The following is a 23225-nucleotide window of genomic DNA, read 5'->3' as shown; positions in this document are numbered from 1 at the left end:
TACCCGGGGAGGGTCCCGCCGCTCTTCAGCGGCGGGACCCTTCCCGTTTCGTACTACCTCAGAGCCGTGCGACTCGTGGCCGTGGCTTCGAGTGCGACTCCGTCGGGCACGAAGAAGGCGAAGACGGGCGGATGCCACGACCCGGCCACCGTCACGCGTGCGGAGACGCCGTCCGGCGTCGCCGCGGACACGAGCGCCGCGCCTCCCCCGACCTCGGCGACGATGGCTTCGGCCTGAGCCCGCACCCCGGCGTCGGTGAGCACGATCACCGCCTCCCCTGCCTCGAGGTCGAACTCGAAGCCGTCCGCGGCGGCGAGCGCCGCAGCATCCGCCACCGAGTCGAGGCGCTTCTGCGCGAGGTACAGGCTGGTCGCGTCCACGCACACGAACACGACGGCGAGCGCGAGCACGGCGTAGCCGAGCGTCAGGATGAGAACGCTGCCCTCGTCATCGGCGGCACGCCGCGGTCGGCGGGTCACCCGAGACCCCACACGCGCGAGACCTTCTGCACCGCCACCGCTTCGATCGGGATGCTCGTGACGCGATCCAGACCGAGCACCGGCGGTACGAGCGGAAGCGTGACCGTCGCGCGCACCGTCACGACGAGCGTCGCCCCCGCAGCCGGGCACTCGGCGCCGGCCGGACGGCAGGCAAGCGACACGCTGACCGCGTCGGAGTCGAGGCCGTACTCCGCGACGACGGAGGCGCGCACCGCCTCGGCTCGCTGCTCGGCCTGGTCGGCATCGTCTGCTGTGGCGATCGCCCGCGCGATGTGCCGTGCGCCGGCCTCGGCGCCGAGCGACTGACCCTGGATCGAGGCGAGCGCCGCGATCAGGTACACGAGCGGCACCAGCATGAGCAGGCCCACCACGATGAACTCGAGAGCAGCGGATCCACGCTCGGCTTCGTCAGCGGCGACGCGATCCCGGGTCGCACCATCAGTCGAACGACTCCACGGGTGCATGGGCGGTCACCTCCAGCGTGCGGGGCGCGCCGAAGAGTCCCACGAGCGGCAGCACGGCCGTCACGCTGACCTCGACGACCGGATGCCCCAGTCGTCCGGACTCGCGCACCTCGACATCCGCGGCGTACTCGTCCCCGACGGTGCGCGCCACGATCTCCCTCGTGCGTTCGGCACCCTCCGCGAGGGAGGTGTCGGCCAGCGCCGCGTGATACGCCCCCTCGACCGCCGCGTCGTGGACGACGTTGCGGACGTACACCGCCAGGCCGAACTGCAGCACTCCCAGAGTGAGCACGGTGAGGAGGGCACCGACGAGCACGAACTCCACCGGACTCGAGCCCTCGTCGTTCACAGGAGCTCGCCGCCGGAACCGCCGGATGCCGGACACGTCCTAGAAACCGGACACCCGCGAGATCGCCTGCTCGAACAGCGACGCGAGCGCAGGGCCGGCCAGCGCCCAGATCACCACGACGAGCCCAGCCGTCATCAGCGTGATGAGGACCCAGCCGGGAACGTCGCCGCGTTCGTCGTCGTGAAATGCGCGGCCGCGGCCACGCAGTCGGGCCAGCGCGAGATCGAGGTGTCGACGGATCATTTCTCTCCTTAGGGGATGCGCTCAGCCGAGGCCGAGCCTGAGCATGAAGACTCCCGGGAACACGGCGAAGAGCACGCTCAGCGGGAGGATGAGGAACACGAGCGGCACGAGCATGTAGATCTCCTTGCGCCCGGCGCGCTCGATGAGCGTGCGCTTGGCGTCCTCCCTCGCGTCGAGCGCCTGCGCGTGCAGCACGTGCGCGAGCGGCGCCCCTCGATCGATCGCGGCCACGAGCTGGTCGACCGCTCGGGACAGCGCGGAGATCCGCAGGCGATCCGACAGCGCCGCGAGCGCCTCAGGCAGCGGGGAGCCGGTGCCGACGGCGACGACCGCCTCACGCAGCTCGGCCGTGAGCTCGCCCGCCCCGATGACGCTCACTCGCCGAAGCGAATCGAGGATTCCCTCCCCCGCCGAGAGGCACAGCGCGAGGAACTCGAGCACAGTGGGCAGCTCGTCCTGGATACGCGCGACCCGCGCGCGCGCTGCGTGCGCGAGCCAGGCGTCCGGCGCCAGCGTCGCGACGACCGCGAACAGCGGCGGGACAACTGCCAGAGCAGGCGTGGTGCGCCCGATCAGCACAGCGATGACCGCGACGAGCCCGCCGAGGGCGAGGCCCGCGATTCCCCACACGAGCTGACGCCCGCGGAAGGCTGCGGCATCCATGGGCGACCCCGCTTGGCGCAGACGTCCGCGGAGGGACTCGTCCCCGCCGAGCAGCCCCGCGAACCGCCGCTGCGCGGCGCGCCACACGAGCGAGACGTCGTGCGGCGCCGTCGCCGCTGCGAGGCCGGTTCCCCGGGGATCGGTGACATCCCGGATATACGGAGCGATGCGCCGGGCGAGCGAGGGGGCACCCCACCGCGGCGCCCTCGACAGGGCGAGGCATACGCCGCCGCCGAGCGCGCAGCCCAGCACGACCGCCGCCGCGAGATCGTCGATGCCGACGAGGATCACCCGAACCACCGCCGAGGCTCGGGAAGGCGCCCCAATCGCAGCATGATGCGATAGGCGACGAACGAGACGACGGCGCCCGCGACGATCAGCACGATGCCCTCGGGACTGCCGTACGCCCGCGCTCCCTCGGGACGCAACGCGAGCAGCGCGAGGATCACCCACGGCGCCGCGACGCCCAGCACGGCGGCGCCCCGGATCCACGACTGCCGGGACTCCACCTCGGCGCGGAGCGCGGCATCCGCGCGCACCGACGCCGCCAGCGCCCTCAGCACCGGGGTGAGCTCGGTGCCGCCGACCTGCCGCGCCATGCGCAGGGTCTCGACGATCCGGTCCGCCACCGGATCGGCGAGCGCCACCTTCAGCCGCTTCGTGCTCGAGTCGAAGTGACCGGATGCCGCGACATCCCGTGCGAAGGCGGCGAACGCCGGCCGCAGCTCGGGCGGCGCGGAGTCGGAGAGGCTCGCCACGGCGTCGGGAAGCGACATCCCCGCCCGAACGGAGGCGATCAGCAGGTCGCACACGTCCGGCCACAGCCCCCGTCGCGTGCGGAGCAGGCGCGAGCGCCGTGCCCGCAGCCAGACGAACGGAGCGGATGCCCCGGCCAGGGCCGCGACGGCGCTGAGGACTGCGACCTGCGCGACGAGCCACGCGCTTGCGGCGGCGACCAGCGCGCAGCAGAGGGCGACGGTCACGACGGAACCCGGCGACAGCCGGGCCAGACCGGCCGCCTCGAGCAGCCGCCCGAGACGGCCCGCCTCCTCTGCGCGGCGTGCGGCCGGTCGCGCCGGCCACACCCACGGCGATACGGCGAGCAGGACGCCCGCCGCGAGGACGGCGCCCCACACGAACGTCACGTCCCACCTCCGTGGACGGTTCGGGCGGTGATCACTCCATGCTCGACTCCGGTCGGCTCGACGATCTCGCCGACCCGGCGCCTGCCCGAGGCATCGCGTTCGCAGTGCACGACGAGGTCGACGGATGCCGCCACGGCCGGCAGAACGAAGGTGGCGTCGATGTTGCGCCCGGCCAGGAGCGGGAGCGCCGCGAGCTTGCCCAGCGCCTCCCGCGCGGAGTTGGCGTGGATCGTGGCGGTTCCGGGAACACCGGTGTTGAGCGCGAGCACGAGATCGAGCGCCTCGGCGTCGCGCACCTCCCCCACGACCAGCCGGTCGGGACGCATGCGCAGGGCTTCCTTCACGAGTCGCCGCAGCGTCACCTCACCGGTACCCTCGAGGCTGGGCTGGCGGCCCTGCAGGGCGACGAGGTCTGTCGCGGCGACGGCGAGCTCGAACGTCTCCTCGACGGTGACGATGCGGTGCTCGGGCGGGCAGGCGGCGATGAGTGCACCAAGCAACGTGGTCTTTCCGGCATGGGTCGCACCGGACACGAGCACCGACGCGCCGCGCGTCATCGCCTCGCGAAGAAGCGCCGCGGCGCCGCGCGTGAGGGCGCCCGCCGCGACGAGTCGCTCGAGATCGCGGAACGCCGGCAGGAACTTGCGAACGTTGACCGCCCAGTGGCGACGCGTGATGTCGGGGATCACGACGTGCAGTCGCGACCCGTCGGGCAGCGACGCATCGACGAAAGGCTGGCTCAGGTCGACGCGGCGTCCGGTGGAGTGCAGCATCCGCTCCACGAGGTCGCGCACCGCCGAGTCCGACAGGGCGAGCGGCGTGCGCTCCGGCACCCCGGCCCTCGCCACGAAGATGCGGTCGGGCGCGTTGATCCACAGCTCCTCGACCGTGGGATCGTCGAGATACGGCTGCAGCGGACCGTACCCGGCGACCGACGCCAGCACCTCGCGCACGCACGCGGCTTCGTCATCGACGGGCGCGAGACCGCGAGCGAGGGCGAAGTCGTTGTGCTTGCGCACCTCGGCACGCGCGACGTGGGCGGCGAACTCCGGATCACGGGCCGGGTCGGCTCGCTCGGCCCGCAGGCGCTCCCGCACACGCTCCGCGACGAGAGCGGTGGGGGCGGTGGAACCGGACACGCATGCATCCTTGCAAGACGGGCAAGCGTCATCCCGAAGTTATCCACAGGTGCGGCGCTCGGCCGAGCGGGGCGTCAGCGTTCGTTGCGCGTCATGGCTTGTTCGACCAAGCCGGCGAGCAGGTCATCGTAGGACGTGCCGGCCGCGGCTATCAGGCGGGGGAAGTGGGACTCTCGGCGAAGCCCAGGCAGAGTGTTGATCTCGTTGAGGACCGGCTGGTCGTCGACCAGGAAGAAGTCGATCCGAGACAGGCCGACGACGCCGACGGCGCGGGCAGTCCGCAGGGCCGCGTCGGTCAACTTCGTGGACGCCGGTTCGCAGATGGCCGCAGGGATCTCGAGCCATCCCCCCGCCCCCGCGTACTTATGCTCATAGCTGAATGCGTCGACGCCGGACGGCAGGTGCAGGAGAGAAGCTCCCGAAACTCGGAGAACCCCATCCGCTCCGCTCCACACTCCCACGCTGACTTCGGCGCCGACGATCAAGGGTTGCAGAAGCACGACGTCGTCGAGCTCGAATGCGGCGTTGAGCGCGTTTCGCATTTCGCGGCCATTGTGGACGACGTACACCCCGACGCTGGAACCCCCGCTGTCAGGCTTGACGACCAGCGGGAAACTCGCTGCTCTCGCCAAAGCGCTCGCAACGAGGCCGACATCAGCGAAGTACTCGTGTCGCCGGATGATTCGTGTGGGGATCGTGCGCACCCCGTGCTGGGCAGCGGTGCGCGCTGTGGCGCGCTTCGACATTCCGATCTCGCAGGCAGCGGAATCGCACCCGACGTAGCGGATTCCGCGATGGTGGAGTTCGCGCTGGAGGCCGCCGTTCTCCCCCCAACCGCCGTGAAGCACCGGGAACACGATGTCCTCCGGCTGTAGATCGATGACAGAGGACGGGGCTGGCCCTGGGTGGTCGGAGTTCCCGGCGAGCCACCTCCCGACAGGGTCGATGGTGATCGAGATCACGTCGTGCATCGTGCGCAGTGAGTCTGCGACGTCGGCTCCCGACGCCAGAGAGACAGCGTGCTCGGAGGTACCGCCTCCCGCGAGTACGACTACGCGGGCCATGCGCTGGTGCTCTCGACTCGCGCGACGCGGTCCCCGAGACCGGTGAGAATCTCCTGTTCGATGGTGTCCAGCGCATCGGCCCAGTCCGCGAGCCCAGGTTCTCCCCGGAGGGGATCGCCGATCAGCACCACCGCCTCCCCTGGTGAGACCTCCAGGTCCCCGATGTCGACGACCGCGTGATCCATGGAGATCGTGCCGATGAACGGCAGCTTGTGCCCGGTCCTCGTCAGCACTCCCAAGGTGGGTGACGCCCGACGCGGAACACCGTCCGCGTAACCGACGGGGATCAATGCCAGTCGTCTGGGGCTGTCGATTCGATGTCTGCCATACCCGACCAAGGCCCCCTCACGCACGTCATGGAGTTGCGTGATGTGTGATTCCCAGCGAATCGCTGGATGCAACCCGACGGGGTCCGCTCGCACGGGTTCGATGCCGACAAGCGATGCTCCAAGCCGAACGAGATCCAGGCGAGTGCGGGGGTCGATGGTGGCCGCGAGAGATGCCGCGGCGTGCACGCGCGGGCGCAACCCCTTCCGCCGGGCGAGATCCGCCGCACGTCCGAGCGTCTCGAGCGGTTCCGTGAAGTGCGCGGGGCTGCATCCAGACAAGTGGGTCCATACACCGATGACCCTCACCCATCCCGACGCCTCCGCTCGTCTCGCTTCATCGAGCGTCGCATCCCAGTCGGCTTCGCTGCATCCGGATCGGTGCATGCCCGTTTCGACCTCGAGTTCGATCTCCGCGACCACGCCCAGCCCCGCGGCCAGCCGAGCGACTTCAGCGACCTGCGCGCGACGTGTCAGAGAGAGACGGATCTTCGCGTCCAGTGCTTCTCCTACCCGTGCCCCGTCGTGAAGCATCCACGCGAGAATGGGCTCCTCCAGGCTCGCCGCTCGCAAGGTCAGAGCTTCGTCGATGGTGGCGACTCCCAACTCCGTCGCGCCACCGGACACCGCGGCTCGCGCGACGCGGATCGCACCAAGACCGAAGCCGTCGGCTTTCACGACTGCCATGATCGGGGTGCCACACACCTCGCGCATCATCCTCGTGTTGGCTCGAATCGCACTCAGGCTGACCGTCACGGTCGACGGGGAGGCTGAGGTCGTGAGTGGGGTCATGATTCGAGGCTCGCCGCTCGGATGCTCGCGAGCGTCCGCTCAGAGATTGATTCGAGTCATCCCCCAGGACGAGGTTCCCGCCGGCCGCCGCGGACTGGGGGCGGTCGGGTCGCAACCCGTTCGAGTCCTGAAGGCGTCCCCTCTCTCGCACGCCCCATCCTGATACCCCGGTGCGGTCGGGCGCCCGGCAGGGCAGGATGGAGGTCGACGGAAGGGACGCGACGATGACAGGCGACAAGAAGGAACTCGCTCCCGCGGGCAAGGCGGTGCTCGGGCTGATCGGCCTTGTGCAGGCGGCGTTCGCGTTCCTCGCGTTCTGGGACCTCGCTCACCGTGACCCCGACGAGGTGCGCGGTCCGAAGCCGGTGTGGATTCCGGCGATCCTCGTGAACTGGATCGGACCGGCGAGCTACTTCCTCTTCGGCATCCGCCGCTGACACACCCCGCCGCCGAGCCGGGGGTCAGCCCCACAGCCCGCGTCCAGCGCCGTCAGTAGACTGAACCCACTTGCGGGAGTGGTGAAACTGGCAGACACGCAGGATTTAGGTTCCTGTGCCTCCGGGCGTGTGGGTTCAAGTCCCACCTTCCGCACGCGGCATCCATCGCGCTGACTCCTCGCCGACCGCTCGACCGACGGGAACGACCCTTGCACTCCATCGCCCTCATCCCCTGGCTCGACCCTGCCGCGATCATCGAATGGGCAGGGCCCTGGGCACTCGTCGTCGTGTGCTTCATCGTGTTCGCCGAGACCGGACTGCTCATCGGCTTCCTGCTTCCGGGCGACACGCTGCTGGTCATCTCCGGACTCCTGACGAACACGAGCAACATCTTCGGCGTCAACATCTGGGTGGTGTCGCTGATGATCGGCCTCGCCGCGTTCGTCGGCGGGGAAGTCGGGTATTACATCGGCCACAAGGGCGGGCCGTCCGTCTTCGAGAAGAAGGAGTCGGGGGTCTTCAGCGTCAAGAACGTCGAGCGCACCAACGCGTTCTTCGAGCGCTTCGGCGGCCTCACGATCATCCTCGCCCGCTTCGTTCCGATCGTGCGCACGTTCGCCCCCGTCGCCGCAGGCGTCGGCCACATGAACAAGTGGAAGTACACCCTCTACAACTTCATCGGCGCAGTGCTGTGGGGATTCGGCCTGACGATGTTCGGCTACCTCATCGGGTTCATCCCGCCGGTCGCCGACTTCGTCGAGAACTACATCGACCTCATCCTGCTGGTGGCCGTCGGCGGCACCGCGGTCATCACGCTGTGGCACTACCTCCGCGAGCGCAGCAAGGCCAAGAAGGCCGCCGCCGAGGGCCAGGACGTGGTCACCGACCACCAGGAGGCCGAGGCCCTCGTCCTCGACGCCGACGTGTTCGACCGCGGCCCGGAGCACGGCCACCACGAGGGCGGCGACGCCCCGCGCGCCTGATCAGCCCCGGTCGCCGGAGCCGGCGTCAGGAGGCCTTGGCGGTCTTCTTGGCGGCCGGCTTCTTCGCCGCCGGCTTCTTCGCGGCGGTCTTGCTCGCTGACTTCTCCGCGGTCTTGGCCGCCGGCTTCTTCGCCGTCGGTTTGGCGGCGGGAGCGGCATCCGTCCCCTTGCCCTCGCGCGCGGCGCGCGAGCGTTCGACGCTCGCCCGGAGCGCGGCCATGAGGTCGATGACCTCGCCGCCGGTCTCCTCGTCCTCGCGGTCGCCGAACGTCTCGGAGGTGTCCAGCGCGTCGCCCTTCTCGAGCTTCGCGTCGATGAGGATGCGCAGCTCCTCCTGGTACTCGTCGGCGAACTCCGTCGGATCGAAGTCGCTCGCGAAGCTCTCGACGAGGGATGCCGACAGCTCGAGCTCCTTCGCCGAGATGCGCACCGTCTCATCGAGCGACGGGAACGCGGCCTCGCGCACCTCGTCGGCCCACAGCAGCGTCTGCAGCACGAGCACGTCGCCGCGCACACGCAGCGCGGCGAGGCGGGTCTTCTGGCGCAACGAGAACCGGACGATCGCGGTGCGATCGGTCTGCTCGAGCGTCTTGCGCAACAGCACGTAGGCCTTCGGCGAGGCCGAGTCCGGTTCGAGGTAGTACGCCTTGTCGAGCGTGAGCAGATCGACCTGCTCGCTGGGCACGAACTCGACGACGTCGATCTCGCGGCTCTTCTCCGAGGGGAGCGACGCCAGGTCCTCCTTCGTGAGCACGACGGTCTTGTCCCCGTCGTCGTAGGCCTTGTCGATGTCCTGGAAGGGCACGACCTCACCGTCGATCTCGCAGATCCGCTGGTACCGGATGCGCCCACCGTCGGCCGCATGCACCTGGTGCAGCGACACGTCATGGTCCTCGGTCGCCGAATACACCTTGACCGGGACGTTGACCAGACCGAAGGTCAGCGCACCCTTCCAGATCGCTCTCATCCCCCCAGTACACACCGGTCACGCCTGTCACGGCTAGCCTGAACCCATGTCCGGCGGCCCCAGCATGGTGAGCGTCGGCGGCCGCCGTCTGCGCATCACCAACCTCGACAAGGTGCTGTACCCCGAGACGGGGACCACCAAGGGCGAGGTGATCGACTACTACACGCGCATCGCGCCGCTGCTGATCCCCCACGTGATCGGCCGCCCCGTCACGCGCAAGCGCTGGCCCGAGGGCGTGGGCACCGACGACGACCCCGGCATGGTCTTCTTCGCGAAGGACCTCGAGCGCGGCGCGCCGTCGTGGGTGAAGCGGACGCCGATCCCCCACTCCACCGGCACCAAAGAGTATCCGCTGGTCGGCGACATCCCGACCCTCGTGTACCTGGCACAGGTCGCCAGCCTCGAGCTGCACGTCCCGCAGTGGCGGTTCACGCCGGCGGGCGAGCGCGGATTCGCCGACCGTCTGGTGCTCGACCTCGACCCCGGTCCGGGCGCCGGCCTGGCCGAATGCGCCGCCGTCGCCGGATGGGCGCGGACGCTGCTCACCGACATCGGGCTCGAGCCGTACCCGGTGACCAGCGGCAGCAAGGGCATCCACCTCTACACCGCGCTGCCCGACGGGCAGACGACCGAGCAGGCGTCGGCGATCGCGAAGGAGATGGCGCGCGCCATCGAAGCAGACCACCCCGAGCTCGTCGTCAGCAGCATGAAGAAGACCGAGCGGCACGGCAAGGTGCTCATCGACTGGAGCCAGAACAACGGCGCGAAGACCACGATCGCGCCCTACTCCCTGCGCGGCCGCATGCAGCCGACCGTCGCCGCACCCCGTGAGTGGGACGAGCTCGACGATCCCGAGCTGCGGCACCTGCGCTTCGAGGAGGTGCTCGAGCGCATGGAGCGCATCGGCGATCCGATGGCGCCGCTCGGGTACCACGCCGGCGGACGCGAGGCGGAGTCCGGCCCCCTCTCGTCCTACATCGCCAAGCGCAGCGCGTCCCGCACGCCCGAGCCGGTGCCCGGGAACCCGCTCGGCGCGCAGCCCCACGGGGAGCGTCCGACCTTCGTCATCCAGGAGCACCACGCGAGCCGGCTGCACTGGGATTTCCGGCTCGAACGGGACGGCGTCCTCGTGAGCTGGGCGGTGCCGCGCGGCGTGCCGCACTCGTACAAGCGCAACAACCTCGCGGTGATGACCGAGGACCACCCGATGGACTACGCGACGTTCGAGGGAACGATCCCCGCCGCGGAGTACGGCGGAGGCACGGTCACGATCTGGGACGACGGCCGCTACGACCTCGAGAAGTGGCGCGATGACGAGATCATCGCGACGCTCGAGGGGAGGCCGGGCGGCCCGCTCGGGCGCGTGCGCCTGGCGCTGATCCGCACCGAGGGCGAGGGCGAGAAGTCGTCGTGGCTGCTCCACCGCATGAAGACGGATGCCGCGGGCCGGCCGCAGCCCGACGGCGAGCCCGTCGAGCCCAGCCCTCAGGCGGATCGCGAGCCAGCCCGTCACTCCTCCGGGGTCGATCCCTCGTCGAAAGCGCATGTGAGTTCCGGCTCACACAGCACCGCAGAACCACCCCGGCGACGTGTGAGCGCGAATTCACATGAGAGAACGCACGGCACCGCACAGGCGGCGACCGGCGACGCGCACGACCTCCGCCCCATGCTGTCGACGAATGCGACCCCGGCACTGGCACGCCAGGCCGCCGCACGCTGGTCCGCGCCGTGGGTCGAAGGCAAGTGGGACGGCATCCGCGCGGTCGGCGTGTGGGACGGCGAGCGCCTGCGCCTGTACGCCCGCAGCGGCAACGACATCACGCACCGCTACCCCGAGCTCACCGACGTCGATGCGGGCCTCGGCGCCGAGACCGCAGTGGTCGACGGAGAGCTTGTCGCGCTCGAGCCGGATGGACGTCCCAGCTTCCCGCTCCTCCAGAGCCGCATGAACCTCGAACGGCCCGGCGAGATCGCCCGCGAGGCGCGTCGCATCCCCGTGCGGTACTACCTGTTCGACGTCCTCTCCCACGCCGGCCGAGACGTCACCGGCCTCCCCCTCCGCGAGCGGCGCGGCATCCTGGAAGCCCTCGCCGCCGACGCGATCCCGCCGATCTCCGTCCCGCCGGTCTTCGACGACGTGGATGCCGCGCTCGACGCGAGCGAACGGCTGCGACTCGAAGGCGTCGTCGTGAAGGATCCGGCGTCGCGGTACCTGCGCGGCGTCCGTTCGGAGTCGTGGCTGAAGGTGAAGCACACGCGCACGCAGGAGGTCGTGATCGCCGGCATCCGTCCCGGGAAGGGCGGGCGCAGCGGCACCTTCGGCTCGCTGCTGCTCGGCATCCCGACAGACGAGGGCCTGCAGTACGCCGGTCGCGTCGGCAGCGGCTTCAGCGACAAGACCCTCGCCTCGCTCCTGCGCACGCTGACTCCCCTGCGCATCGCCGAGAACCCGCTCGTGGGCGTGCCCGCACTCGACGCGCGCGACGCGCTGTGGGTGCGGCCGGAACTGGTCGGCGAGGTCGAGTACGGCGAATTCACCCCGGGCGGCATCCTGCGTCATCCGCGCTGGCGGGGGCTGCGCCCCGACAAGAGTCCCGCCGAGGTGCGGCGGGAGGACTGATCCGCGCTACGCGTGGGCGTCGTGCTCGACGTGACCCGCCGGCTCGAGCTGGAACGTCGAGTGCTCGACGTCGAAATGCTGCGACAGGCACGACTGGAGCTGGCTCAGGATGCTGCTCGCCCGCCCGTCCGCCATCGACGCGCCGTCCACCACGACGTGGGCGGTGAACACGGGCGCGCCACGGGTGAGCTGCCACACGTGGATGTCGTGCACGTCGACGACGCCGGGAGTCTGCAGGATGTGCCGGCGGATGTCCTGGACGTGCGTGCCCTGGGGCACCGACTCGGAGAGCACCGACACCACCTCGCGCAGCAGCCCCACGGCACGCGGCACGATCATCGCGGCGATCAGCAGCGATGCGACCGCATCGGCCTGCACCCACCCCGTCGTCACGATCACGATCGCGGCCACGATCACCGCCGCCGATCCGATGAGGTCGCCCAGCACCTCCAGATAGGCGCCCCGCACGTTCATGCTGCGGCGCTGGGCCGAGCTCAGCAGCCACATCGCCACCGCGTTCGCGACCAGGCCGACCACGGCGACGACGAGCATGAGTCCGCCCGCCACCTCGACCTCGCCCGGGTTCATCAGGCGCTGCACGCCCTCGATCGCGATCCACACGGAGAGCACGAGGAGAAGGACCCCGTTCACCAGCGCCCCGAACACCTCGGCGCGCTGGTAGCCGAAGGTGCGACGGTCGTTCGCAGGACGTGCGGCGACGGAGGCTGCGACGAGGGCGATGACCAGCCCCGCGGCATCCGTGAACATGTGCACCGCGTCCGCGAGGAGCGCGAGCGACCCCGACAGGAACGCCCCCACGACCTGCACGATCATCACGACGCCGGTGATGGCGAGCGAGATCGCGAGCAGCCGCCGGTTGCTCGCTCCGCGGATGCCGCCCTCGGGCGCATGGTCGTGCATGAGGCCAGGCTATGCCCGGGTCCGCGGGTGGAGTCGCTGATCCCGCTAGTCGGGAATGAGTCTGATTCTCAGTCGCTCATCGGCACCGGGGTCTGCAGCGACGGCTACAGCGCCTCGAGCAGCGGCACGAGGGCGCGAAACGCCCGGGAACGGTGGGATGCCGCGTTCTTCTCGTGCGCGGTCCACTCGCCCACGGTGCGCTCCGCGCCGGGCTCCTGCCCGTCGGGGACGAAGACCGGGTCGTAGCCGAAGCCGCCGCCACCGGACGCCTCGACCGCGAGCCGCCCTGGCCACACGCCCTCGACGACGCGCTCGCTCGACGCGTCACCGGGCACGACCAGTGCGATCGTCGAGACGAACTGGGCCGTGCGATACGGGTCGCCGATGTCGGAGAGCTGATCGAGCAGCAGATTCAGGTTGGCCGCGGCATCCTTCGCATGCCCCGCCCAGTACGCGGAGAACACGCCCGGTGCGCCGCCGAGCACGTCGACGCAGATGCCCGAATCGTCGGCCAGGGCCGGAAGGCCGGTGTGCGCGGCGGCTGCGCGCGCCTTGATGAGCGCGTTCTCGGCGAAGGTCACGCCGTCCTCGACGGGCTCGGGGCCGTCGTACGCGACGACCTGGAGGTCGGGCCGGGTCGCGGCGACGATCGCCTGGAACTCCTCGACCTTGTGCGGGTTGTGGGTGGCCAGGACGATCTTGCGCAGCACGTCCGTCACGGCGCGGTGGCTCCCGCGGGCGCCAGCACCGCGAGCTGCTGTTCGCGCAGCGATGCGCAGCCGGCGACGCCGAGGTCGAGCAGAGCGTCGAGCTCACGCTTGTCGAACGGAGCGCCCTCGGCCGTTCCCTGCACCTCGACGAACAGCCCGCGTCCGGTGACGACGACGTTCATGTCGGTCTCGGCGCGCACGTCCTCGACATACGCGAGGTCGAGCAGCGGCCCGCCGTCGACGATGCCCACCGACACAGCGGCGACGGAGTCGATCAGCACCTGCGAGCGCTGGGCGATGAACTTCTTCTCCCGTCCCCACTCGATCGCGTCGGCGAGGGCGACGTAGGCGCCGGTGATCGCCGCGGTGCGCGTTCCCCCGTCGGCCTGGAGCACGTCGCAGTCGATGACGATGGTGTTCTCGCCGAGCGCCTTGGTGTCCACGACCGCGCGCAGCGCCCGGCCGATGAGCCGGGAGATCTCGTGGGTGCGTCCGCCGACCCGGCCCTTGATGCTCTCGCGGTCGTTGCGGCTGTTGGTCGCGCGGGGCAGCATCGCGTACTCGGCCGTGACCCACCCCTTGCCCTTGCCCGTGAGCCAGCGCGGGACGCCGTTGGTGAACGACGCCGTGCACAGCACCTTCGTGCCTCCGAACGAGATGAGCGCCGAGCCCTCGGCCTGACTGCTCCACCCCCGCTCGATGGTGACGGGACGCAGCTGGTCGGCGGATCGGCCGTCCGCGCGGACGAGTTCGGTCATCGAAGGTGCTCCTCAGCTCGGGTGGGAAGGTCTATCGCGCCCGTCTGCACGAGACGGACGTCGGTCACCTCGCGCCCCATCAGGCGGTGCGCGAGTCGCAGGAATTCGTCGGCGGAGTCGCCGGTGGCCTCGTAGACGTGGCGGGAGGCGGCATCCGGGCCGGCCAGCAGGTCGCGGGAGACCAGCTGACGGTAGACGTCCTTCGCGGTCTCGGTGTCGCTCGAGACGAGCGAGACCTCCGGGCCCATGACATAGCTGATCGCGCCCTCGAGGAACGGATAGTGCGTGCACCCGAGCACCAGCGTGTCGACGGCGGCGTGCCGCAGCGGCGCGAGGTACTCCTCGGCGACGGCGAGCACCTCGGGCGAATCGGTCACGCCCGCCTCGACGAACTCCACGAAGCGCGGGCAGGCCTGCGCGAAGACCGTGAGCCGCTCGTTCACCTCGAGCATGTCCTGATACGCGCCGGACGAGATCGTCCCGGCGGTTCCGATGACGCCGATGCGTCCGTTGCGGGTCGTCGACATCGCGGTGCGCACGGCCGGACCGATCACCTCGACGACCGGCACGTCGTAGCGCTCGCGCGCGTCGCGCAGCATCGCAGCCGAGGCGGTGTTGCACGCGATCACGAGCATCTTCACGCCCTGGTCGACGAGCGTGTCGAGGATCTCGAGCGAGTACCGCCGCACGTCCGCGATCGGCTTGGGGCCGTACGGCGAGCGGGCGGTGTCGCCGATGTAGAGGATCGACTCGCGCGGCAGCTGGGCCGATACGGCGCGCGCCACGGTGAGTCCGCCGACACCGGAGTCGAAGATTCCGATCGGCAGGTCGGCGCCGCCCTGAGCCTGTCGAAGGGTCACGATCGTCCAGCCTACGCCAGGGGCGCATCCCGGCCCGCCCCTCATTAGGCTGACCCGCATGAGCGACTCCCGGAGCACCGCCCTGCACACCGATCGCTACGAGCTCACGATGCTCGACGCCGCACTGCGCGACGGCACGGCCGACCGCCGCTGCGTGTTCGAGCTGTTCGGTCGCCGCCTGTCCGGCGGGCGACGCTTCGGCGTGGTCGCGGGCACCGGCCGCCTGCTCGGCCTGATCCGCGAGTTCCGCTTCGGGCACGACGAGCTGCGCTGGCTCCGCGACGAGAACGTGGTGGATGCCGCGACCCTCGACTTCCTCGAGGAGTACCGCTTCACCGGCACGATCACCGGCTACCGCGAAGGCGAGCTGTACTTCCCGGGCTCGCCGATCCTGACCGTCGAGGGCAGCTTCGCGGAAGCTGTCGTCCTCGAGACGCTGGCGCTCAGCGTCCTCAACCACGACTCGGCCATCGCCACCGCGGCCGCGCGCATGAGCGTGGCCGCGGGCGACCGCCCGCTCGCGGAGATGGGCTCACGGCGTGCCGGCGAGTCGTCTGCCATCGCGGCGGCACGTGCTGCCTACATCGCCGGCTTCGGTGCGACCTCGAACCTGGAGGCGGGACGTCGCTGGGGAATCCCCACCATGGGCACGGCGGCGCATGCCTGGACCCTGTTGCACGACACGGAGGAGGACGCGTTCCGGTCGCAGATCGAGGCACTCGGCGTGGGCACGACCCTCCTCGTGGACACGTACGACACCCGCACGGGCGTGGAGACGGCCGTGCGGGTCGCCGGAACCGGCCTCGGCGGGGTCCGCATCGACTCGGGAGATCTGCCGCTGGTGGCCGCCGCGGTGCGGACACAGCTCGACGAGCTCGGCGCGACCGCGACGCGGATCACCGTGACGAGCGATCTCGACGAGTACGCGATCGCGGCGCTCGCGGCATCCCCGGTCGACGCGTACGGCGTGGGAACCTCGCTCGTCACCGGTTCCGGAACGCCGACCGCCGGCATGGTCTACAAGCTCGTCGCGCGTCAGGATGCCGGCGGCGGCTGGGTCGCGGTGGCGAAGGCCTCCACCGACAAGGGCTCCACCGGCGGCCGCAAAGCGGCGTTCCGCACTCTCGACCGGGGTACCGCAACGAGCGAGCTGATCGTGGTGTCCGACGGCTTCGAGGAGGTCGACACCGCCGCCGAGCATCCCGACGCACGTGCGCTGCAGGTGACCCTGGTCACCGACGGCGTTCCGGACGCCGCCTTCGAGGGGCGCGCCGGCGTCGAGGCGGCGCGCGAGCATCACGCGTTCGCGCGGGAGGAGCTGCCGGTGCGCGCCCTGGCGCTCAGCAAGTCCGATCCGGCGATTCCGACGGTCTATCAGGACGCGCGGTAGCGGTCACTGCAGGGATTCGTAGATCTCTTTGCACGTCGGGCAGACCGGGAACTTCTCGGGATCGCGCCCAGGAGTCCACTTCTTTCCGCACAGCGCTCGCACCGGCTTGCCGGTGAGCGCCGACTCGAGGATCTTGTCCTTCTTGACGTAGTGCGAGAAGCGCTCGTGGTCGCCCGGTTCGATGTTCTCTTCGCGGATGAGCTCTTCGAGCTCTCGGTCGAGAGTGGCCAGACCGCCCTGGTCCGGGCCTTCGAGGGGGGTGCTCATGGTGAGTCAGTTTAGCCCGCGGATCGGAGGACGGCGCCGGCGTCAGGTCGACTCCGCGAACTCCATCAGCCGTCCTCCGCGACGGGTGAAGATCATCGACCCGGCGGTGACGCCGACCAGCAGAACGCCGATGCCCGTCGCAAGGCCCGCCCACAGCGCCGGCATCGCCGCGTCGATGTCGGTGGTCAGCGCGATCCACCCGCACCACAGCGCGGGGACGCTCACGGCGATCGCTCCGAGCAGCACGAGGCCCTGGGAGGCCACGCCTCCCGCACCGGTGCGCTGCGGCTGCTGGAACGGACTCTCCCCCGGGCGGGAGACCGCGTAGGGCGCGGCGACCGACGACACGCTGGACAGCCCGAGGCCGGCGAAGAACAGCGACGCGCACACTCCGACCATGGCCGGCAGGAGCGCCCATCGGCCGTGCAGGGAGATCGCGACGGGCACGGCGACGGCGAGCAGGGGGATGCCGATGAGCAGCACCGGAACGAGGCGGCCGACACGGTCGGACATGCCGCGCATCCCGCTGGCGATGTGCATCCAGACTGCGGTGGAGTCGTACGCCAGGTCGTTGTGCGGCAGCCAGCCGAGCAGCAGGGCGGCGAAGGGCACGGGGACGAGAGCGGCGAGTTCCAGCGGCACCCCCGCGATGAGGAGGGGGACGACCGTGAGAGCGGCGGCGATCGGGATCACGAGCACGTTGACGACATAGCGGCGATCGCGGAACCAGTAGACGAGGCTGCGCGCCGCCACCGCACCGCCGGGGGTGCCGGGAGCGACCGCGAACCAGCCCAGCCCGGTGCGCTCGCGCACCGAGGCCGGCCGCTCGGTCGTGGTGAGAAGGCGCTTGACGACCCACACCCACAGCAGTCCGAGGACCACAAGCGTGCCGATCGCGACGAGCAGCGACATCACCGCCCGGCTGTTCCCGCTCGCGAAGAGCCCCGGGAACGCCCAGGCCGCACCCACGGGGGTGAGCGAGAGCGCGGACACCGCTTCCGCGAGCTGCGTCGGCACGGCCCCCTCCCACTCGAGCGAGGCGAAGAACACCCCGACCGGGACGACGACGACGAGGATGGCGAGCAGGAAGAGCCCCGACAGCTCCCGCGACCGCCGCTCGCGCAGGAACAGCGATGCGACGGCCATGCACACGCGCGCCAGCAGCGCGCACGTGAGGACGCCGACGACGACCCCGGCCGCGGCCGCCGGCCAGGCCACCCCGTGCTCGCCCCAGACGATCGCGTCGGTGATCGCGATGGCCAGCAGCGCGAACAGAGGCACGCTGATCAGCCCGGCCACCGCCAGGACGGCGGTCAGCGGCAGGCGTGGCAGCGCGAGCAGCGCGAACCGGCGAGGATCGAGGGGGTCGTTCGTCGCGCCGATCAGCGGTGCGAGGGCGAACCCCAGCGTGACCGCCGAGCCTCCCAGCACGGTGACGGCGAGCACGACGTCGGTGTCGGCATCCGACAGCGTCAGCAGCGCCCAGCACGCCGCGACGGTCGCCGCGGCCACCACGACCAGGGTGAGCACCGTGCGCACGACATGCCCACGGTCGCCGCGGAGGGCGCCGAACAGCAGCGCGACCCTCAGTCGGAGAACGTATGCAGCCACTCGAGACCCTCCACGTCGCTGAGTCCGCCGGCTAGCTCGATGAATCGCTGCTCGAGGCTCAGCTCACCGCGCACCTCGTCGACGGTCCCCTCTGCGAGCACCTGCCCCGCGACGATGACCGCGACGCGCGTGCACACCCGCTCGACGAGCTCCATGCCGTGACTGGACAGGATCACGGTGCCGCCATGCGCGACGTACGTGGAGAGGATGTCGAGGATGATCGCGCTCGAGACGGGATCGACCGCCTCGAAGGGCTCGTCGAGCACCAGCACGCGCGGAGAGTGGATGAGCGCACCGGCGAGCATCACCTTCTTCGCCATGCCCGCGGAGTAGTCCGACACGACGCGCCCGAGGGCGTCGGTGAGGTCGAACGCGCGGGCGAGATCGGCTGTGCGACTCTCCACCACGGCGGGGGCGAGTCCGCGCAGCACCCCGTAGTAGTAGAGCAGCTGGCGGCCGGTCAGCCGATCGAACGTGCGGAGCCGGTCGGGCAGCACCCCCATGAGGCGCTTCGCGCCGACGGGGTCGGATGCCGCATCCACCCCTCCCACGCTGATCGACCCGCGGTCGGGCTCGAGGAGCCCGGCGATCATCGAGAGCGTCGTCGTCTTGCCGGCGCCGTTGGGCCCGACGAGTCCGTAGAAGGTGCCGGCGGGGACGGTGAGGTCGATGCCGTCCACGGCATGCGTGTCTCCGAAGCGCTTGGAGACCCCGCGCAGCACCAGCACGTCCCCGGAGGCGGCCGGAGCGGTGAGGACCGCCGGAACCGCGATGACGTCTTCGGGCTCGGCCGCGGGCGGGGTGGGTGCGGGTTCGAGTTCGATCTCGGAGGCGGCCTCGGTCTCCGAAGCGGGCTCGCGCTCGGGCTCGGGCTCGGCGTCGGGAGTCGCGGGGACGATCTCGGTCTCGGTTGGCGTGGGCGCAGCCGCCTCCTCACGCGCGACCTCGACGTCCTCCGAGACGGGAGGCGGCGGCTCGGCACCCTCCGCAGGCGCCGGCGGCGCGTCTTCGGGAAGCGGAGGCTTCGGCGGGATGACCAGGTCGACGGCGGCACGCTCCGCGGTCTCGAGATCGGACAGCGGCGCGGACTCCGCCTCGGTCAGGGGAGGCTCCGGCTCGACCGGCGCCGGCGGCGCGGGCGCCGCTTTCGGGACGGCGTCCGGAGCGGGCTTCTTGCGCGCGGCGGTGCGAGCCGTGGCCCCGCGAGCAGAGGCCGCTCGGGCCGCGGGCTTGCGGGCGGGGGCCTTGGCGGGAGCCGGAGCATCAGGGCTCGATGGCAGCGCCACGACGGATGCACCCTCGTGACGGTCCGGCTCTTCCGGATCGATGTCGTTCGGCACCGGGAGGGAGGCTGTCACCAACCCAAGGTATCAAGCGCCTGCGGGACCGTGGCACCCACGAGACGCCGAGTCTCGACATCGAGGCGCATTCCCGCCGTTCGCCCGGGGCGTGTCGACGCGAACGGATTGTCACGAAACGACAACGTCGGTGCAGCGTTCTGCACGTTCCCAGGTGCCATCGCTAGCATGGTCCCGGCACGAAGGGGTGTCGAGTCGGTGAACCGACAGTGAAATCACGCACTTCAGGAGCAGACCTTTGACCCTTCAAACCGTCATTCTCGCAGCCGGAATGGGCTCGCGGCTCGGCCGCAGCCTTCCCAAGCCGTTGACAGAACTCAGCGACGGCCGCAGCATCATGCAGCAGCAGCACGACAACATCCGCGCGGCCTTCGGCGCCGAGGCGAAGATCACGACCGTGGTCGGCTACCGCGCCGAGACCATCGTCGAGGCATTCCCGTCGGTCGACTACGTCTACAACGACCGGTACGACCAGACCAACACGTCCAAGAGCCTTCTGCGCGCCCTTGCCAAGACCGGCAGGGCCGGCGTCCTCTGGATGAACGGCGACGTCGTCTTCGACCCGCGCGTCCTCGGCCGTGCCATCGACGCCATCGAGCGCGATCAGTCGTTCGTCGCCGTCAACACGTCGAAGGTGAGTGACGAAGAAGTCAAGTACACCGTCACCCCCGAAGGCTTCATCAAGGAGCTCTCGAAGACGGTCAAGGGCGGCATCGGCGAAGCCGTCGGCATCAACTTCATCTCGAGCCGCGACAAGAAGGCGTTCATGCGCCACCTCACGCGGGTCGACGACCAGGACTACTTCGAGCGCGGTCTCGAGCTCGCCATCGCTGAAGACGGCGTGCTGCTCGAACCCCTCGACATCTCCGACCTCTACGCGGTCGAGGTCGATTTCGCCGAAGACCTCGAGCGGGCCAACCTCTTCGTCTGACTCCCACCGAGCGCTCTGTCAACCCGGGGCCCTCGTTCAGGATCTCCCGAATAGGATCGGCCCGATGGTCGAGAAGGTTCAGCGCATCCACTCGCTGCCCGGGGACTCCCCGTGGCAGGGCGGCTTGCCGCCCACCGGCTCCGACGAGCATCCCCGTTCGATCCGAGCACTCGACCGGGTTCTCGCGGTCCAGCGTCCCGTCGTGCTCGCGCATCTGCGCAGCATCCGCCTGCGGCACCCGGATGCCTCGTCCGCCGACATCGTGCGGATCCTCGAGCGGCGCTACCTCGCCGCGGTCACCACGGGTGGCGCCGCCGTCGGCGCGACGGCGGTGGTGCCCGGCATCGGCACCGGCGTCACCCTGGCGCTCAGCGGGGTCGAGACGGTGGCCTTCCTCGAGGCGACCGCGCTCTTCGCCCAGTCCGTGACCGAGGTCCACGGCATCCCCGTGCCCGACCCCGATCGTGCGCGCGCACTCGTGCTCACGCTCATGCTCGGCAAAGAGGGCGTCGACCTCGTCTCGCAGCTCGCGGGGCAGGCGGTGGGCCGCGGCCCGACGCGGGACCGCTACTGGGGTGAGCTCGTGACGAAGACGATCCCCCGCGCCGCGATGGGACCGATCGTCGACCAGCTCAAGACGACGTTCATCCACCAGTTCGCCGCGCGCGGTGGCGCGTCGTGGATCGGCAAGGCCCTTCCGTTCGGCATCGGTGCGGCCGTGGGCGGCGCCGGCAACAACATCCTCGGGCGCCGCGTGCTGGTGAACTCCCGCCGCGCATTCGGCCCTCCCCCGACTCTCCTTCCGCCAGAACTCGAGCCCCGACCGGGCGCGACGCCCCTCGAGCGGGCGGCGACGCGCACGATCCGTCGGGCCGGCAGCGCGATCGCGGGCGGCGTCGCTCGCGGCGCCTCCACCGTCGGCGGCGCCGCACGTCGTGTCGGGGGTCGACGTAAGGCGCTCGACGCCGCGCCCTCGAACGAGCCGGATGGCCTCGGCGACGACTGAGACCTTCGCGCGAGCCCCCGAGGGAACGCGTGATCGCGGTGGGTCGGCGCACAATGGTGGCATGGGACTGTTCACGCAACGACCCGAGCACCATGAGGAATGGGCAGGTCTGCCCTCCGAGCCGGCACGGCCGGACACCGATGCCGAGCGCCTGGCGGACGCGGCTCCCGCCGTCGACGCGCTCGGGTTCGGCTCGATCGAGTCGATCGTGATCCCGGTCGCTCCCGTGGTGGACGTCGCTCGCGCCGCGGCGTCCGACGCCGACCCCGACCTCGACCTCGACCGCGACGCCGACGCCTGATCGACACGTCGGCGCGCGCGGGCATACGCTCAGTCCCATGGACAGCACCCTGGCGTGCCTGGCGGCGTGGATGCCCCGGCAGCGGTGGTACGCCGCGAAGGGGCGCCCGCCGAGCCTGCGCCTGGTCTCCTGGTGGGATCTGCCGCCGGTCACGGAGGCCGACGCGGGCGCACGCATCCGCACGTACCTGGTCGCCGACGAAGGCTCCCTTCCCACCGTGCTCTACCAGCTGCCGGTGGTGTCGAGGGCGACGGAGGCCGTGGATGCCTCACCCGACCACATCATCGGCAGCCCCGAGCCGGGAACGACGTTCATCGACGGCCCGCACGACCCGGCCTACACGCGAGCTCTCTTCGAGCTGGTGACGGCGGGCGGCCGGGGCGAAGGGCCGCAGACCGTCGCGACAGGTCACCCGGGACCTCGTGTGCGCACGCCCGACGCCCCGAGCGCCACCGTCATGAGCGGCGAACAGTCCAACACCTCGCTCGTCTACCGCTCGAGCGGCATGCCCGTGATCTGCAAGGTCTATCGACAGCTGCATCCCGGACTCAATCCCGACATAGAACTCCCCACCGCCCTGGCCGCTTCGGGATCGGTGCACGTCCCGCGCGCGATCGGATGGATCGAGGGGACGTGGCCCGATCTCGCGACGGCTCGGGGCACCGTGACCGGCTCCCTCGCCTCGGCGCAGGAGTTCCTGCCGGAGGTGGAGGACGCCTGGCGCGTGGCTCTGCGGGCCGCGGCGCGCGGCGACGACTTCCGCAGCTCCGCGCGGGCGCTCGGGGCGGCGACCGCCGAAGTGCACGTGTCGCTCGCCGATCTGTTTCCGACCCGCGAGACCTCGGCAGACGACCGCGCCGCCACCGTCGCCTCCTGGCGGCGCCGCCTGACCATCGCGATCGCGGAGGTGCCCGAGATCGCCGAGCGCCGACAGGCGATCGAGAGCGTCTACGAGCGGGCCGCGACAGCGCCGTGGCCCGACCAGCAGCGCATCCACGGCGACTACCACCTCGGTCAGGTGCTCCACGTTCCCGGCCGCGGGTGGGTGCTGCTGGACTTCGAAGGCGAACCGCTGCGGCCGATGGTCGAACGGACCCGGGCGGACCTCGCGCTGCGCGACGTGGCCGGAATGCTGAGATCGTTCGACTACGTGGCCGGGTCCATCCGTCTCGACGATCCCGACCGATCGCCCGAAGCCGCGCGGGAGTGGGCGCGCACGGCGCGCGAATCGTTCCTGGACGGCTACGCCATGGCCTCAGGCGCCGACCTCGATGTGGAAGGAGCGGTCCTGGCCGCACTGGAGCTCGACAAGGCCGTGTACGAGGCGATCTACGAGGCCCGCAACCGTCCGACGTGGGTCACGATCCCGCTGCGGGCGATCGCGAGGCTGGTCGAGAAGCCCGCGCCGGTCGGCTGAATC

Annotated in this window: 25 protein-coding genes and 1 tRNA gene; 9 read left to right on the top strand and 17 right to left on the bottom strand. The window is 70.6% G+C overall.

All coding sequences use genetic code 11. The features are described from left to right. Positions 1–53 precede the first annotated feature (53 nt). The 9 genes from ASD93_RS15085 to alr form a co-directional block, all read right to left on the bottom strand. Entirely contained in the window at positions 54–479 is a 426-nt protein-coding gene (locus ASD93_RS15085; RefSeq protein ID WP_056124821.1) for a pilus assembly protein TadG-related protein, read from the bottom strand. Then, a complete protein-coding gene (locus tag ASD93_RS15080) occupies positions 476–964 on the bottom strand; it encodes a hypothetical protein (RefSeq protein WP_056124818.1) in 489 nt (162 codons plus the stop codon). The genes ASD93_RS15085 and ASD93_RS15080 overlap by 4 nt, the downstream gene beginning before the upstream one ends. Then, entirely contained in the window at positions 939–1313 is a 375-nt protein-coding gene (locus ASD93_RS15075) for a TadE/TadG family type IV pilus assembly protein (protein ID WP_235566981.1), read from the bottom strand. The genes ASD93_RS15080 and ASD93_RS15075 overlap by 26 nt, the downstream gene beginning before the upstream one ends. A gap of 39 nt (positions 1314–1352) precedes the next feature. Then, the gene (locus ASD93_RS15070) at positions 1353–1556 is read right to left on the bottom strand and encodes a hypothetical protein (protein WP_056124815.1); all 204 of its coding nucleotides are present in this window, start codon (positions 1554–1556) and stop codon (positions 1353–1355) included. 21 nt (positions 1557–1577) lie between these two features. Then, positions 1578–2519 carry a type II secretion system F family protein gene (locus ASD93_RS15065; RefSeq protein ID WP_235566980.1) on the bottom strand — a complete coding sequence of 314 codons (942 nt, stop codon included), beginning with the start codon at positions 2517–2519 and terminating at the stop codon, positions 1578–1580. Beyond that, positions 2507–3364, bottom strand: coding sequence for a type II secretion system F family protein (locus ASD93_RS15060; protein WP_056124810.1), 858 nt, complete (start codon positions 3362–3364; stop codon positions 2507–2509). The genes ASD93_RS15065 and ASD93_RS15060 overlap by 13 nt, the downstream gene beginning before the upstream one ends. Beyond that, a complete protein-coding gene (locus ASD93_RS15055; RefSeq protein ID WP_056124807.1) occupies positions 3361–4503 on the bottom strand; it encodes a CpaF family protein in 1143 nt (380 codons plus the stop codon). Before ASD93_RS15055 ends, ASD93_RS15060 begins: the two co-directional genes overlap by 4 nt. A gap of 74 nt (positions 4504–4577) precedes the next feature. Further along, positions 4578–5567 carry an ATP-grasp domain-containing protein gene (locus tag ASD93_RS15050; protein ID WP_056124803.1) on the bottom strand — a complete coding sequence of 330 codons (990 nt, stop codon included), beginning with the start codon at positions 5565–5567 and terminating at the stop codon, positions 4578–4580. Then, positions 5555–6685 (bottom strand): alanine racemase, encoded by a 1131-nt coding sequence (alr, locus tag ASD93_RS15045; protein ID WP_082569414.1) that lies wholly within the window; start codon positions 6683–6685, stop codon positions 5555–5557. The genes ASD93_RS15050 and alr overlap by 13 nt, the downstream gene beginning before the upstream one ends. A 224-nt stretch (positions 6686–6909) precedes the next feature. Between alr and ASD93_RS15040 the strand changes: the two genes are divergently transcribed. The 3 genes from ASD93_RS15040 to ASD93_RS15030 all read left to right on the top strand — a co-directional run bounded on the left by ASD93_RS15040 (position 6910) and on the right by ASD93_RS15030 (position 8105). Further along, positions 6910–7122, top strand: coding sequence for a PLDc N-terminal domain-containing protein (locus ASD93_RS15040; protein ID WP_235566979.1), 213 nt, complete (start codon positions 6910–6912; stop codon positions 7120–7122). Between the two features lie 72 nt (positions 7123–7194). Further along, positions 7195–7276 (top strand) — tRNA-Leu (locus ASD93_RS15035). Between the two features lie 55 nt (positions 7277–7331). After that, positions 7332–8105: a DedA family protein gene (locus tag ASD93_RS15030; protein ID WP_056124902.1), complete on the top strand. Its 774-nt coding sequence runs from the start codon at positions 7332–7334 to the stop codon at positions 8103–8105. A gap of 25 nt (positions 8106–8130) precedes the next feature. On the opposite strand, the gene ASD93_RS15025 is transcribed toward ASD93_RS15030, so the two are convergent. Then, positions 8131–9072: a Ku protein gene (locus ASD93_RS15025; protein WP_056124793.1), complete on the bottom strand. Its 942-nt coding sequence runs from the start codon at positions 9070–9072 to the stop codon at positions 8131–8133. 46 nt (positions 9073–9118) lie between these two features. Between ASD93_RS15025 and ASD93_RS15020 the strand changes: the two genes are divergently transcribed. Next, positions 9119–11692, top strand: a complete 2574-nt coding sequence (locus ASD93_RS15020; RefSeq protein WP_056124790.1) for an ATP-dependent DNA ligase — start codon at positions 9119–9121, stop codon at positions 11690–11692. 6 nt (positions 11693–11698) lie between these two features. On the opposite strand, the gene ASD93_RS15015 is transcribed toward ASD93_RS15020, so the two are convergent. The 4 genes from ASD93_RS15015 to murI all read right to left on the bottom strand — a co-directional run bounded on the left by ASD93_RS15015 (position 11699) and on the right by murI (position 14941). After that, positions 11699–12613 carry a cation diffusion facilitator family transporter gene (locus ASD93_RS15015; protein ID WP_056124787.1) on the bottom strand — a complete coding sequence of 305 codons (915 nt, stop codon included), beginning with the start codon at positions 12611–12613 and terminating at the stop codon, positions 11699–11701. Between the two features lie 104 nt (positions 12614–12717). Further along, the gene (rdgB, locus tag ASD93_RS15010) at positions 12718–13320 is read right to left on the bottom strand and encodes an RdgB/HAM1 family non-canonical purine NTP pyrophosphatase (protein WP_056124900.1); all 603 of its coding nucleotides are present in this window, start codon (positions 13318–13320) and stop codon (positions 12718–12720) included. 8 nt (positions 13321–13328) lie between these two features. After that, positions 13329–14081, bottom strand: coding sequence for a ribonuclease PH (gene rph / locus ASD93_RS15005; protein WP_056124786.1), 753 nt, complete (start codon positions 14079–14081; stop codon positions 13329–13331). After that, a complete protein-coding gene (gene murI, locus ASD93_RS15000; protein WP_056124783.1) occupies positions 14078–14941 on the bottom strand; it encodes a glutamate racemase in 864 nt (287 codons plus the stop codon). The genes rph and murI overlap by 4 nt, the downstream gene beginning before the upstream one ends. Positions 14942–14999: 58 nt before the next feature. Between murI and ASD93_RS14995 the strand changes: the two genes are divergently transcribed. Continuing rightward, positions 15000–16331, top strand: a complete 1332-nt coding sequence (locus ASD93_RS14995; RefSeq protein ID WP_056124780.1) for a nicotinate phosphoribosyltransferase — start codon at positions 15000–15002, stop codon at positions 16329–16331. Between the two features lie 3 nt (positions 16332–16334). On the opposite strand, the gene ASD93_RS14990 is transcribed toward ASD93_RS14995, so the two are convergent. The 3 genes from ASD93_RS14990 to ASD93_RS16300 are packed head-to-tail and all read right to left on the bottom strand — an operon-like array spanning position 16335 to position 19567. After that, the gene (locus ASD93_RS14990; RefSeq protein WP_056124777.1) at positions 16335–16598 is read right to left on the bottom strand and encodes a DUF3039 domain-containing protein; all 264 of its coding nucleotides are present in this window, start codon (positions 16596–16598) and stop codon (positions 16335–16337) included. A 42-nt stretch (positions 16599–16640) separates the two neighbouring features. After that, a complete protein-coding gene (locus ASD93_RS14985) occupies positions 16641–18209 on the bottom strand; it encodes a hypothetical protein (RefSeq protein ID WP_056124774.1) in 1569 nt (522 codons plus the stop codon). Continuing rightward, entirely contained in the window at positions 18185–19567 is a 1383-nt protein-coding gene (locus ASD93_RS16300) for an ABC transporter ATP-binding protein (protein ID WP_321163632.1), read from the bottom strand. Before ASD93_RS16300 ends, ASD93_RS14985 begins: the two co-directional genes overlap by 25 nt. A gap of 238 nt (positions 19568–19805) precedes the next feature. Between ASD93_RS16300 and ASD93_RS14975 the strand changes: the two genes are divergently transcribed. From ASD93_RS14975 to ASD93_RS14960, 4 genes are all read left to right on the top strand, one after another. Beyond that, complete coding sequence (locus ASD93_RS14975) at positions 19806–20498, top strand: NTP transferase domain-containing protein (protein ID WP_056124768.1); 693 nt, start codon at positions 19806–19808, stop codon at positions 20496–20498. 64 nt (positions 20499–20562) lie between these two features. After that, positions 20563–21504 (top strand): hypothetical protein, encoded by a 942-nt coding sequence (locus ASD93_RS14970; RefSeq protein WP_056124766.1) that lies wholly within the window; start codon positions 20563–20565, stop codon positions 21502–21504. Positions 21505–21565: 61 nt separating this feature from the next. Next, entirely contained in the window at positions 21566–21805 is a 240-nt protein-coding gene (locus ASD93_RS14965) for a hypothetical protein (protein WP_056124762.1), read from the top strand. Between the two features lie 37 nt (positions 21806–21842). Then, positions 21843–23222, top strand: coding sequence for a maltokinase N-terminal cap-like domain-containing protein (locus ASD93_RS14960; protein ID WP_056124759.1), 1380 nt, complete (start codon positions 21843–21845; stop codon positions 23220–23222). Positions 23223–23225 lie beyond the last annotated feature (3 nt).

This window comes from Microbacterium sp. Root180, assembly GCF_001428485.1.
Lineage (GTDB): Bacteria > Actinomycetota > Actinomycetes > Actinomycetales > Microbacteriaceae > Microbacterium.
Note: the sequence above shows the minus strand (reverse complement) of the source record. Positions and strands in the feature narration are given on the sequence as shown.